This is a genomic window from Paracoccus sp. MA, from assembly GCF_020990385.1.
Taxonomy (GTDB): domain Bacteria; phylum Pseudomonadota; class Alphaproteobacteria; order Rhodobacterales; family Rhodobacteraceae; genus Paracoccus.
In genome coordinates this window covers 628,622-641,275 of record NZ_CP087598.1, presented here as the reverse complement: position 1 = coordinate 641,275, position 12,654 = coordinate 628,622, and the positions used below count along the sequence as shown (strand labels likewise).

The following is a 12,654-nucleotide window of genomic DNA, read 5'->3' as shown; positions in this document are numbered from 1 at the left end:
GCCTGTCCTTTGCGCAATCTGCGCGACCCTAGCCAGCAGCCGCCGGCTTCGCAAGCCGCGGGCGAAACCTGTCGGAATGGCCTAGTGACAATTGGTCTGCCATACTTTAAGGGGGCCGCAAGGATCGGGCATCCAGTCGCCCGGCTCCCGGAGGAACGATGAAAGCCCAGACCTTTCTGCCCGAAGATTATCGCCCCGCCGAAGACGAACCTTTCATGAACGAGCGGCAACTCGAATATTTCCGCCGCAAGCTGATCGCATGGAAGCAGGAGCTGCTCGACCAGTCCGCCGAGACATTGGAAGGTCTGCAGGACAGCGCCCGCAACGTGCCCGACCTGGCCGACCGCGCCTCCGAGGAAACCGACCGCTCGCTGGAGCTGCGCACCCGCGACCGCCAGCGCAAGCTGGTCGCCAAGATCGACGCGGCCCTGCGCCGCATCGAGACCGGCGAATACGGCTATTGCGAAATGACCGGAGAGCCGATCAGCCTCAAGCGGCTGGACGCGCGGCCCATCGCCACCATGACGCTGGAGGCGCAGGAGCGCCACGAGCGGCGCGAGCGCGTGCATCGCGACGACTGAGCCCGCAGCCGCCCCGGCCTCGCAACCCGAGGGAGCAAGCATGCCGGAGACAAGCCTGAAACCCGTGATGATCCTGTTCCTGGACAGGTTCGCGGATTGGGAAACCCCGCTGATCTCCGGTATCGGCGGGGATTTCTACGGTCTGAGGGTCCGCCACGTCACGCCGGGCGGCGGCACGGTCCGCTCGATGGGCGGGCTGACGGTGACCGGGCTCGAGGATGCGGTGCCGCGCGAGGACGAGGTGATCGTGCTTTGCGGCGGCGAAAGCTGGACGGGCGAAGCGCCCCCCGACCTGGCCGAGATGCTGCGCGCGGCACATGGCCGCGGCCAGACTGTCGCCGGGATCTGCGCCGGCACCCTGGCGCTCGGCCGCGCCGGGCTTCTGGACGGGCGCGACCACACCTCGAACGGGCTCGATTTCCTGCGCCACTGGCTGCCCGGCTATGACGCGGCCGACCATTACCGCGACCTGCCGCATGCCGTGGCCGATGGCGGCATCATCACCGCGCCCGGCACCGCGCCCGTGACCTTCGCCGCCGAGGTGCTGCGCGCCGCCGGCCTGCCGCAGGACAGGCTGGACGAATTCCTTGCCATCGCCAGCGCCGAGGTGCGCCGCTGACCCGGCCCCCCGTCACCATCATCGGCGCCGGCATCGCCGGCCTGACCGCGGCCTGCGCGCTGGCGCAGCGCGGCTTTGCCGTGACGGTGCTGGAACGCGCCGGCGCGCTGCGCGAGGTCGGCGCGGGCCTGCAGATCTCGCCCAACGCGGTGCGGGTGATCGAGGCGCTGGGGCTGTGGCCGCGCTTCCGGGCGATCTCGGTGCCCTCGCAACGGGTCGAGCTGCGCGATTCCGCCGGCCGGCCGGTCGCGGTGCTGGATCTGGCCCGATACCGCCCGCAGGACCGTTTCCGCCTTGTCCACCGCGCCCGGCTGGTCGCGCTGCTGGAACAGGCGGCACGCGAGGCCGGCGCCCGGATCGAGCTGGGCCATGACGTGACCGACCTGCCCGACATGCCGCTGCTGATCGGCGCCGACGGGGTGAAAAGCCGCCTGCGCCCGGCGTTGAACGGCGCCGAGGCCCCCTTCTTCACCGGCCAGACCGCCTGGCGGGCGCTGATCCCGGCCGAGGCCGATGCCGCGGCGGCGGCGCAGGTCTTCATGGGGCCGGGCCGGCATCTGGTCAGCTATCCGCTGGGCCAGGGCCAGCGCAATATCGTCGCCGTGGTCGAACGTCCCGACTGGCACGAGGAAGGCTGGTCGATCCCCGGCGATCCGGCCGAGCTGCGCGCCGCCTTCGCCCGCTTCGGCGGCCCGGTGCCCGGCTGGCTGGAACGGGTCGAGCGGGTCGGCATCTGGGGCCTCTTCCGCCACCCGGTCGCCGCGCATTGGCAGGACGGCAAGCGGGCGCTGATCGGCGATGCCGCGCATCCGACCCTGCCCTTCATGGCCCAGGGCGCGGTCATGGCGATCGAGGATGCCTGGGTGCTGGCCGCCTGCCTCGATGCCGGCCCGGATCAGGAAACCGCACTGGCGCGCTTCCAGTCCCTGCGCCAGCCGCGCTGCCAGCGCATCGTCGAGGCGGCGAATGCCAATGCCCGCAACTACCACCTGCGCGGCCCGACCCGCGCCGTCGCCCATGCCGGGCTGCGCGCCGTCTCGCGCCTCGCCCCGGCCCGGCTGATCGAGCGTTTCGCCTGGCTCTACGATTACGACCCGACGGCGGTCTGACACCGCGCCTGCACTTCTCTGTTTCCCAAATACCCATGCCAAGGCCGCCACCGGCACGGCCCGCGCAGACGATCAGGCCGCCCGCTCCACCGCCGCGACGATACCCTCCACGACCTCGCGCAGCACGGTCTCGTCCTCGGCCTCGGCCATGACCCGGATCAGGGGCTCGGTGCCGGACTTGCGGATCAGCACCCGGCCGCAGCCGTCCAGCCGCGCCTCGGCGCGGGCGATCTCGGCCTTGACCGCCTCGACCGACAGCGGATCGGCGCCGGCGGCATAGCGCACGTTCTTCAGCAGCTGCGGCACCGGCTCGAACTGCGCCACCAGCTCCGAGGCCGGCCGGTCGCTATCCGACAGCGCCGCCAGGAATTGCAGGCTGGCGATCAGCCCGTCGCCGGTAGTGGCGTAATCGGTCATCACGATATGGCCCGACTGCTCGCCCCCCAGGTTGAAGCCCGCGCCGCGCATCCGCTCGACCACGTAGCGGTCGCCGACGGCAGTGCGCTCCAGCCGCAGCCCGCGGCCTTGCAAGAACCGTTCGAGCCCCAGGTTCGACATCACCGTCGCCACCAGCGCCCCGCCGCGCAGCCGGCCCTGCGCCGCCCAGCGGTCGGCCAGCAGCGCCATGATCTGGTCGCCATCCGCCACCTGGCCCTTTTCGTCGACGATCATCACCCGGTCGGCATCGCCGTCCAGGCTGATGCCCATGTCGGCGCCGTGCTCCAGCACCGCGCGGGCGCAGGCTTCGGGATGGGTCGAGCCGAGGCCGTCATTGATGTTGTGGCCGTTCGGGGAAACCCCCAGCGGGATCACCTCGGCGCCCAGTTCCCACAGCACGTCCGGCGCGGCGCGATAGGCGGCGCCGTTGGCGCAGTCCACCACCACCTTCAGCCCGTCCAGCCGGTGCCCGGCCGGAAAGGTGGTCTTGGCATATTCGACATAGCGGCCGCGCCCGTCGTCGATGCGCTTGGCGCGGCCGATATTCTGCGGCTGGGCCGGAATGATCTCGCCCGCCACGATGCTCTCGATCTCGGCCTCGGCCTCGTCCGAAAGCTTGAAGCCGTCGGGACCGAAGAACTTGATGCCGTTGTCCTGCGCCGGGTTGTGGCTGGCCGAGATCATGATGCCCACATCCGCCCGCATCGAGCGGGTGAGATAGCCCACCGCCGGCGTCGGCACCGGACCCAGCAGCAGCACGTTCATGCCTGTCGAGGTCAGCCCGGCGGTCAGCGCGTTCTCCAGCATATAGCCGGACAGGCGGGTGTCCTTGCCGATGACGACGCGGTGGTGATCCTCGCCGTTGCGGCGGAAATAGCGGCCGGCGGCGGCGCCCAGGCGCAGCGCCATCTCGGCCGTCATCGGATGGGTATTGGCGCGGCCCCGGACGCCGTCGGTGCCGAAAAGTTTCCTGCTCATCTTGCCCCGCTCAACTCGTTTCTGTGGTCACGGCCCGCCAGAGGGCGAGGCCCTGCCGTGTTTCCGCCACGTCATGGACGCGGTGGATCTGTATGCCCTGCGCGATCCCCGCCAGCGTCACCGCCAGCGTGCCCGCCACCCGGTCCGCCGGATGCTCGGCCCCGCCGAGGCTGCCGATGAACCGCTTGCGCGAAACCCCCAGCAGCACGGCGCAGCCCAGCCCGTGATAGACCGAGATCCGCCGCAGGATCGCCAGATTATGCGCCTGCGTCTTGCCGAAACCAATGCCCGGATCGATCACGATCCTGTCGCGGGGAATGCCCGCCGCCTCGGCCCGGGCGATGCGCTCGGCCAGGGCGTCATAGACGTCCAGCAGCACGTCGCCATAGGTCGGATTGTCCTGCATCGTCTCGGGGATGCCTTGGGCATGCATCAGGCAGACCGGCACGCCCGCCGCCGCGACCGTCGCCGCCATGGCCGGATCGAAATCGAAGCCCGAAACGTCGTTGACCAGCCCCGCGCCTGCCGCGATGGCGGCCCGCGCCACCTCGGCCTTGCGGGTGTCGATCGACACCGCCGCCAGTGCGCGGCCCGCGGCGATGGCGGGGGTAACGCGGGCGATCTCTTCGGCCACCGGCACCTCGCGGGCGCCCGGCCGGGTCGATTCGCCGCCGATATCGAGGATCTCGGCCCCCTGCCCGGCCAGCAGCCGCGCCTGCGCCGCCCCGTCATAGGCCCCGCCATCCGAGAAGCTGTCGGGCGTGGCGTTGACGATGCCCATGATGCGCGGGCGATCCATGGTCAGGCCCAGCAGCGGCGCGCGCGGCGCGGTCAGCGCCGCCAGCACCGCCTCGGGGGCGGCGTCCACCACGCGCGGCGGCTCGCCGCGCCGCAGAAGCTCGAATTGCGAGAAGCGCAGCCAGCCGCCGGCCAGTCGCCAGCGGCCCGTCTCGCAAGGGATGGGGCGGAAATAATCGGTCATGCTCCGGTCTCTACGCCGGCCGGCTGCCGATTCAAGCGCGAAGATCAGATGCGCCCGGTCGGAATGCGAAAACCCGCCGGCACGGCCGGCTCCGCCGCATCCTGGGGTAGAGCCCAGTCCAGCCGGCTCGCCCCCAGCCGCTCGGCCAGCCACAGCGCCAGCGCCTGCGGTTCGGGTGCCAGCCCGGCCACGTCGCGCACCATGCGGGCCGGGGCCCAGACCACGGCACGGCCCTCGCTCGCCGCCCAGTCCAGCTCGGTGCGGCTGTCGGCGACGGTCAGGCCCAGGTGGCCGGCCAGGGCCCAGGCGGCCTGGTCCAGCGCCAGCAGCTCGATCTCGCGCGAATTGCCGCCCTGCGGCAGGGGCAGGCGCGGGGCGTCCGGGACCAGCGCCACCGCGCCTTCGGGCAGCGCCATGTCGCGGCCGTGAAAGACCACCCGGATCGGCGCGGCGACGTCGTCGGCCTCGACCCGCGCCTGGCGGCGCACCAGCGTCACGCCCAGGGCGCCAGGGATGCGGTCCAGCTTCTCGACCGTGACCGAGACCTGTGCGGCGCGCGGATGGGCGAGGATCTGCGCGGCGATTTTCTCGGCCAGCGTTTCCAGCAGGTCGTAGCGGCGATCCGCCAGCCCGGCCGCCACGGCGCCGGTCAGGATGTCATAGCTGAGGATTCGGTCCACCTCGTCGTTCACGCCGACGACATGGGTCGCCAGCTCGACATCGATGTTGAAGCGCAGCCGCTGCGGATGCCCGCGCTCGGTCTGGAACGCGCCGATCTCGGCCGAAAGGATGTAATCGCGCAGGTGGATACGGTCAGGCTGGTCCATACCGCCCGTGTTTTCAGGAAAACGGCCCCGCCGCAAGAGACGGGACCGCGGAATCCACAGAAGGAATGCGTCAGCCCGCGGGCTCAGTTCGCGGCCAGCCGGCGATCCGAGCGATAGAAGGTATGGCTGCCGATGCGGGTCGTGCGTTCGAAACGCTTGGCCCAGGAGGGGCTGACGCCCCGGGCATGGAAATAGGTCGCGCCGTTGGTCAGCGTGCGCGGCGCACCGGCCAGCGCCGCCATGGCGACCTTCTGCACCCGGGCATAGGTGCCCTTTTCGCGGATGCGGGCGTTCTTGTTATAGGTGAACTGGCCGCGCTGGTTCACCACGCCGCAGACGGTCTTGGGGAAACGCGGGTGATCGACGCGGTTCAGGATCACCTCGGCCACGGCCTTCTGGCCTTGGACGCCTTCGCCGCGCGCCTCGAAATACAGCGCCTCGGCCAGGCATTGCAGGTCGGTGGGGTTGATCTGCACGGCGGCCTGACGGGCGCGGCCGGTCTTGGTTTCATAGGCGACCTGGTGCTGCCCATCGGCAAGGGCCGGAACGGTTGCGACAGGGGAAAAGGCGACAGCCACACACACGGAAACGCGCGCCAGCCATGACTTGCTAATCGACATGTTGGTCCTGTTTTCGGTCCGGGTCCGGCCCGGTCTGTTTCGTCGGAAGGGCCGCCCCGAGGTTCCCTCGCGGGCGGCGGTCTGGCGTTAAAGGCCCGAAACAGGACGCCCCTATCCAGCCCACATGGGCGTGAGCGGCGCGATTCGCTTGATTTTAAATGATTTTGGCGGAAACCCGCCGACGACAAAAAGGTTAACGGGCAGATTCCGGCCAAAACCGGCCGGGCCTAGGACCCGAACCAGGCCTGGGATTCCGTCTCTTCCCGCGCCATGAGAATCGATTCCTGCGCTGCAGCAAGGCGCGCCACCGGCACCCGGAAGGGCGAGCAGGAGACATAGTTCACCCCGGCCCGCAGGCAGAAGGCGATGGATTCCGGATTGCCGCCATGCTCGCCGCAGACCGAAATGGTGATGTCGGGTTTGTGGCTGCGGGCGCGCTCGGCGCCGATGGCCACCAGCTCGCCCACCCCGTCGCGGTCGAGGATATGGAACGGATCCTCGGAATAGACGCCCTGGTTGACATAGATGCCCATGAAGCGGCCGGCATCGTCGCGCGACAGGCCGTAGGTCATCTGCGTCAGGTCGTTGGTGCCGAAGGACAGGAAAGCGGAATGCTCGGCGATGTCGCCGGCGCGCAGCGCGGCGCGCGGCGTCTCCACCATGACGCCCAGCCGATAGGTGAAATCCTTGCGCGTCTCGTTGCGGACGGCGGCGGCCACGGCGTCGATGCGGGTCTTGACCAGCTCGACCTCGCGCCGGGCGCTGACCAGCGGGATCATGATCTCGGGCACCACCGGCGCGCCGTTGTGGCTGGCCTCGATGGTGGCCTCGAAGATGGCGCGGGCCTGCATGTCATAGATCTCGGGCACGGTGATCCCCAGCCGCACGCCGCGCATGCCCAGCATCGGGTTGAATTCCGACAGCGCCTCGACCCGGCGGGTGACGTCCGACAGCGGCAGGTCCAGCGATTCGGCCAGTTCCCGCATCCCCTCGCGGTCATGGGGCAGGAATTCGTGCAGCGGCGGGTCGAAGAGCCGGATGGTGACCGGCAGGCCGGCCATGATCTCGAACAGCTTGGCGAAATCGCTGCGCTGCATCGGCAGCAGGCGTTCCAGCGACAGGCGGCGGTCCTCGGGCTTGCCGGCGAAGATCATCTCGCGCATGGCGGGCAGGCGCTCGTCGTCGAAGAACATGTGCTCGGTGCGGCACAGCCCGATGCCCTGGGCGTTGAACATGCGGGCGGTGCGGGCGTCCTCGGGCGTGTCGGCATTGGCGCGGATGCGGATGCGGCAATGCTGGTCGGCCCATTCCAGCAGCTGGGTGAAGCTTTCGTCCAGCGCCGGCTCCAGCATCTCGGCGGCGCCGGCCAGCACCTCGCCCGAGGTGCCGTCGATGGTGATCTCCTCGCCCTCGTGGAAGATGCGCCCGCCGATCAGCATGGTCCGGGCGCGCGAGTCGATCGAGATGCCGCTGGCGCCGACGATGCAGGGCAGGCCGATGCCGCGGGCGATCACCGCGGCATGGCTGGTCATGCCGCCGCGCTCGGTCAGCACGGCGACGGCGGCATGCATGCCGCGGATGTCCTCGGGCACCGTCTCGCGACGCACCAGCACGCAGCGCTCGCCCCGCGCCTCGGCGGCCTGGGCGGCGGCGGCGGTAAAGACGATGCGGCCGGTGGCGGCGCCGGGGCTGGCATTGATGCCGCGGACGATGACGTCGCGGGGCGCGCGCGGATCGACCTGGTGGTGCAGCAGGTCGGAAAGCGCCCGCGGCTCGACCCGCATCACCGCCTCTTCCGCCGGGATGATGCCGTCGCGGGCCAGCGCCACGGCGATGCGCACGCTGGCGCGCGAGCTGCGGATGACCCGCACCGCGTCGATGATCGAAAGCCGGCTGTCCGAGACGACGAATTCGATCTGCATCTCCTCGCGCAGCCTTTCGCGGGCGGCGACCCCGAACCGGACCAGATCGGCAAAGACCTCGGGCGCGGCCTCCTCCAGCGAGGGGCCGCGCGGGTCGCGGGTCAGGTAGAGCGTCTCGGCCCCCTCGGCCTTCGAGCGGCCCTGGGTCTGGCCGCGGAACCGGCCGGTGATGCGCGGCGCGCCGGTCACGCTGTCGACGAACTGGATGGTGCCCGAGCCGGTGACGCCCGGCCCGATGGCCAGCGCCATGTCCTGCACCACCAGCCCCAGCGGCGCGATGGCCGGCGCCCCCTTGGCCTGGCGCAGAAGCCGCGCGGTCGGCCCGTCCCAGGCCCGCGCCATGCTACGCAGCACCTCGGCCAGCTGCCGGGTCGGGTCCTGGGGGAATTCCTCGTCCGTCTCGTCCTCATAGGCGCGCAGCGCCGCGTCGAGCCCGCCCTCGCTGTCCGAGAACATGTCGGGATCGAGCCGGGCGACATGGATGGCATAGGATTGCACGAAGCCCAGATAGATCGCGTCCGCCGCCGCCTTGCCGCGGGTCTGGACCAGCCGGGCGTGGCATTCGTGGTTGATGCCGACGTTCAGCACCGTGCCCGGCCCGCCCCAGGCCGGATTCATCGCCGAGGGCCGCACGCTGACCAGCCCGTCGGCGCGCTCGATGATGGCGGCGAGGCGGGCGCGGTCGGGCATCTGGCCGGCGGCGATGGCGCGCACCGCCTCGGCCGACAGCGCGAAGCTGGTCGGGACCGGCAGCTCCATGCGGATCAGGCGCTGCAGGCATTTCGCGCGCCAGCCGTGGCGTGCGGTCTGGATCCCCGCCGAGGGGGTGATTTCGACGATGGCTCCGGGATCTGTCAGCGCGGTCATGATGCCGTCACATTAGGCATGGCCGGCGCATTGCTGCAAGTGCGAAGAAAGCCGGAGGCGCAACCGGAGGCGGGGGCTCTGCCCCCACGCCCCTGCGGCCCCCCGACGGGGCCGCAGGGGCGTTCCCCCGGGATATTTGCGCAAGAAAGAAGCCGGGAGTCAGCCCTCGATGCGGCCGAAATCCGCGATCAGCCGGCCGGCCTCGCGGATGCGCGAGAGCAGGTTCAGCCGGTTGCGGCGGGTGATCTGGTTGTCGGTGTTGATCTGCACCGCCTCGAAGAAGGCGTCGATGGGCGCGCGCAGGCTGGCGATGCCCTGGGTCGCGGCCTGGAAATCCTCGAGCCGGACGGCTTCGCGGATCGCCGGCTCGGCCTTGTCGAGGGCGGCGAAAAGGGCGCGCTCCTCGTCGGTCTCGGAAAATTTCGGATCGGCGCCGAAACTGTATTCGACGCCGTCCTTCTCCTCGGCCTGGGCGAGGATATTGCCGGCGCGCTTCAGCCCTTGCAGCAGGTTGGTGCCGTCCTCGGTCTTCAAGACGTCGTTGAGCGCGGTGGCGCGGTTGACCAGCAGCACCAGGTCGTCATTGCCAGGCATCGCCAGCACCGCGTCGATGATGTCGTGGCGGATGCCCTGGTCGCGCAGGTGGACCTTGAGGCGGTCGTGGAAGAAGGCGATGAGGTCGGCGGCCGCGGCATCCGGATTGGCTTTGGCGAAGGTTCGGCCCAGATTGGCCCTCACCCCGTTCACCAGCACCAGCCGGATCACCCCCAGCGCGGCGCGGCGCAGCGCGAAGGGGTCTTTCGAGCCGGTGGGCTTCTCGTCGATGGCCCAGAAGCCGGTCAGCGTGTCGAGCTTGTCGGCCAAGGCCACCGCCACGGACACCGGCGCCGAGGGCACCGCATCCGAGGGGCCGAGCGGCGAGTAATGGTCGCGGGCAGCATCGGCCACCGGCTCGGGCAGGCCGGCCTCCAGCGCGTAATAGCGGCCCATGATGCCTTGCAGTTCCGGGAACTCGCCGACCATGGCCGAGCGCAGGTCGAGCTTGGCGATCTTGGCCGCCTGTTCCGCCTGATCGGCATCGGCGCCGACCAGCGGCGCGATCTCGCGCGCCAGCGCCGCGATGCGGGCGATGCGATCCGCCTGCGAGCCCAGCTTGCTCTGGAAAGTGACCGATTTCAGCCCTTCGGCCCAGTCGGCCATGCCCGCCCGCGCCTCGCGCAGGTCGTTGTCCCAGAAGAAGGCCGCGTCCGAGAGGCGGGCGGCCAGCACGCGCTGGTTGCCCTTCAGGATCGTCTCGCCATGGTCGGGGGTCTCGATATTCGCCACGGTGACGAAGCCCTCGATGCGGCCGGTCCTGGGATTGCGGGCCGAGAAGAATTTCTGGTGCTCCTTCATCGAGGTCTGCAGCACCTCGGGAGGCAGCGTCAGGAAGCGGTCCTCGATGGCGCCCATCAGCGGCACCGGCCATTCGACAAGGCCCGCGACCTCGGTCAGCAGGCCCTCGTCCGGCACGATCTCCCAGCCGCGGGCGAAGGCGAGGTTCGCCGCCTCCTGCCGGATCGCGGCCTCGCGCTCGGCGGAATCCAGCATGACGCGGGCGCGGCGCAGCCTGGCGGCGTAATCCTCGAAGCCCGAGACGGCGATCTCGTCCGGGGCCATGAAGCGGTGGCCGCGGGTGGTGTTGCCGGCGCGGATGCCGTCGATCTCCAGCGGCACCACCGCGGCGCCGGATTCGTCCGAGAGGAGGCAGAGGATGGAATGCAGCGGCCGCACCCAGCGCAGGCTGCCCGAGCCCCAGCGCATCGACTTGGGCCAGGGGAAGTTGCGGATCGTCGCCTCCAGCACCTCGGCGACGATCCCGGCGGCGGGGCGTCCCGGCTTCACGATGGTGGCGAACCAGACCTGGCCCTTCTTGTCGTCGCGCGCTTCCAGCTGGTCGCGGGTCAGGCCGGTCGAGCGCAGGAAGCCCTCCAGCGCCGCCTCGGGGGCGTCGGTGCGGGGGCCCTTGCGCTCCTCGCGCGTGGTGGGGCTTTCCGCGGTCAGCCCCTCGACGGCCAGCGCCAGCCGGCGCGGGGTCGAGAAGGCGCCGGCCGAGCGGTAGGTCAGGCCGGCCTCGACCAGCCCGTCGGTGACGAGTTTCTTCAGGTCCTCGCGGGCGCGGGCCTGCATGCGCGCCGGGATTTCCTCTGAGAGCAGCTCGATCAGCAGGTCGGGCATCAGTCCATCACTCCGCGTTCGGGGGTCTTGTCGTTGAATTGGTGCCAGGCAAAGGCGCGGCCGTCGGGATAGACGACGATCACCCGGTCCACGTCGGGGCGGATCTCGGCCTGGCCCAGCACGGCGCGCGCCGCGCCGGATTCCAGGTCGGCGGTCAGCGCCCGGGCGGAATAGCACTTGAACCAGCCCGGCCCGTTCAGCGGCGTCGCGGCGGGATAGGGCGCGGCATCGGCCAGCCCGGCCGGGTCCAGCGTGAAGCAGGCGCGATAGCGGATCGGCGAGCTTGCCGCGTCGATGGCCTTGAAATCGCCGACCGCGACCGGATGCGTCGCGCCCTGCGCATCGGTGACGACGATCTCTTGCGCGCCGCTGATCTCGTCCACCTCGTCATAGAAGCCGTAGACCTGCAGATACCAGACGGCAAGGCCGGCCATGACGGCCACCAGCACCAGCATCGAGGCGACGATCTTGCCCGAGCTCATGCCGCCTCTCCCTCGGCCGCGCCCGCGGCCTCGGTGGTCACGAACAGGTCGGCGCAGCGTTTCGCCAGCGCGCGGACGCGGCCGATATAGGCCTGGCGCTCGGTGACCGAGATCACGCCGCGCGCGTCCAGCAGGTTGAACAGGTGGCTGGCCTTGATCGCCTGGTCATAGGCCGGATGCGCCATCGGGATGCGGCGCCCGGCGCCGTCCGTCTCGGCCGCGGTCAGGATGCGGTCGCATTCCGCCTCGGCATCCTTGAAGTGCTGGAACAGCATGCCGGTATCGGCCTGCTCGAAGTTCCAGCGGGAATATTCGCGCTCGGCCTGGCGGAAGACGTCGCCATAGCTCAGCGGGATCGGGCTGCCGGGCGGGTTGAAGGGCATGTCCATCACGTGCTCGACCCCCAGCACATACATGGCCAGCCGCTCCAGCCCGTAGGTCAGCTCGCCCGAGACCGGCTTGCAGTCATGGCCGCCCACCTGCTGGAAATAGGTGAACTGGCTGACCTCCATGCCGTCGCACCAGACCTCCCAGCCCAGGCCCCAGGCGCCCAGCGTCGGGGATTCCCAGTCGTCCTCGACGAAGCGGACGTCGTGGATCATCGGGTCGAGGCCGATGGCCTTGAGGCTGCCCAGATACAGGTCCTGCAGGTTGGCGGGGGAGGGTTTGATGATGACCTGATACTGGTAGTAGTGCTGCAGCCGGTTCGGGTTCTCGCCATAGCGGCCGTCGGTCGGCCGGCGCGAGGGCTGGACATAGGCCGCGGCCCAGGGCCGGGCGCCCAGGCTGCGCAGCGTGGTCGCCGGATGGAAGGTGCCGGCGCCGACCTCCATGTCATAGGGTTGCAGCACCGCGCAGCCCTGTCCGGCCCAATAGGATTGCAGGCGCAGGATCACGTCCTGAAAGCAGACGGGTTTCGCCGTCTGATTGTCCTTTGGGCTGGTCATCGGGGCTTCCTTCGGCATAACTGGCAGGAAATGTCTGCCGCCTTCTAGGCAGAGGGCGGCGCAGG

The 12,654-nt window shown here is 70.2% G+C and carries 11 protein-coding genes; 3 read left to right on the top strand and 8 right to left on the bottom strand.

Annotated elements, in window-relative coordinates:
* Nucleotides 1–158 precede the first annotated feature (158 nt).
* The 3 genes from dksA to LOS78_RS10250 are packed head-to-tail and all read left to right on the top strand — an operon-like array spanning nt 159 to nt 2,309.
* A complete protein-coding gene (gene dksA, locus LOS78_RS10260; RefSeq protein ID WP_024842929.1) occupies nt 159–581 on the top strand; it encodes an RNA polymerase-binding protein DksA in 423 nt (140 codons plus the stop codon).
* Nucleotides 582–621: 40 nt separating this feature from the next.
* Nucleotides 622–1,200, top strand: coding sequence for a DJ-1/PfpI family protein (locus LOS78_RS10255; RefSeq protein WP_051476448.1), 579 nt, complete (start codon nt 622–624; stop codon nt 1,198–1,200).
* Complete coding sequence (locus LOS78_RS10250) at nt 1,197–2,309, top strand: FAD-dependent oxidoreductase (protein ID WP_230378510.1); 1,113 nt, start codon at nt 1,197–1,199, stop codon at nt 2,307–2,309. The genes LOS78_RS10255 and LOS78_RS10250 overlap by 4 nt, the downstream gene beginning before the upstream one ends.
* 72 nt (nt 2,310–2,381) lie before the next feature.
* Here LOS78_RS10250 and glmM read toward each other — a convergent pair whose 3' ends face one another.
* The 8 genes from glmM to LOS78_RS10210 all read right to left on the bottom strand — a co-directional run bounded on the left by glmM (nt 2,382) and on the right by LOS78_RS10210 (nt 12,589).
* Nucleotides 2,382–3,725, bottom strand: a complete 1,344-nt coding sequence (gene glmM / locus LOS78_RS10245) for a phosphoglucosamine mutase (RefSeq protein ID WP_028711845.1) — start codon at nt 3,723–3,725, stop codon at nt 2,382–2,384.
* 10 nt (nt 3,726–3,735) lie between these two features.
* Nucleotides 3,736–4,707: a dihydropteroate synthase gene (folP, locus tag LOS78_RS10240; protein ID WP_230378159.1), complete on the bottom strand. Its 972-nt coding sequence runs from the start codon at nt 4,705–4,707 to the stop codon at nt 3,736–3,738.
* Nucleotides 4,708–4,751: 44 nt separating this feature from the next.
* Nucleotides 4,752–5,534 carry a dihydroneopterin aldolase gene (locus LOS78_RS10235; RefSeq protein WP_230378158.1) on the bottom strand — a complete coding sequence of 261 codons (783 nt, stop codon included), beginning with the start codon at nt 5,532–5,534 and terminating at the stop codon, nt 4,752–4,754.
* Between the two features lie 83 nt (nt 5,535–5,617).
* Nucleotides 5,618–6,154, bottom strand: coding sequence for a cell wall hydrolase (locus LOS78_RS10230; RefSeq protein ID WP_028711842.1), 537 nt, complete (start codon nt 6,152–6,154; stop codon nt 5,618–5,620).
* 227 nt (nt 6,155–6,381) lie between these two features.
* Complete coding sequence (locus LOS78_RS10225) at nt 6,382–8,943, bottom strand: putative PEP-binding protein (protein ID WP_230378157.1); 2,562 nt, start codon at nt 8,941–8,943, stop codon at nt 6,382–6,384.
* 159 nt (nt 8,944–9,102) lie between these two features.
* Nucleotides 9,103–11,160: a glycine--tRNA ligase subunit beta gene (gene glyS, locus LOS78_RS10220; protein WP_230378156.1), complete on the bottom strand. Its 2,058-nt coding sequence runs from the start codon at nt 11,158–11,160 to the stop codon at nt 9,103–9,105.
* The gene (locus LOS78_RS10215) at nt 11,160–11,642 is read right to left on the bottom strand and encodes a DUF6446 family protein (RefSeq protein ID WP_028711839.1); all 483 of its coding nucleotides are present in this window, start codon (nt 11,640–11,642) and stop codon (nt 11,160–11,162) included. The genes glyS and LOS78_RS10215 overlap by 1 nt, the downstream gene beginning before the upstream one ends.
* Nucleotides 11,639–12,589: a glycine--tRNA ligase subunit alpha gene (locus LOS78_RS10210; RefSeq protein WP_230378155.1), complete on the bottom strand. Its 951-nt coding sequence runs from the start codon at nt 12,587–12,589 to the stop codon at nt 11,639–11,641. Before LOS78_RS10210 ends, LOS78_RS10215 begins: the two co-directional genes overlap by 4 nt.
* Nucleotides 12,590–12,654: the final 65 nt, after the last annotated feature.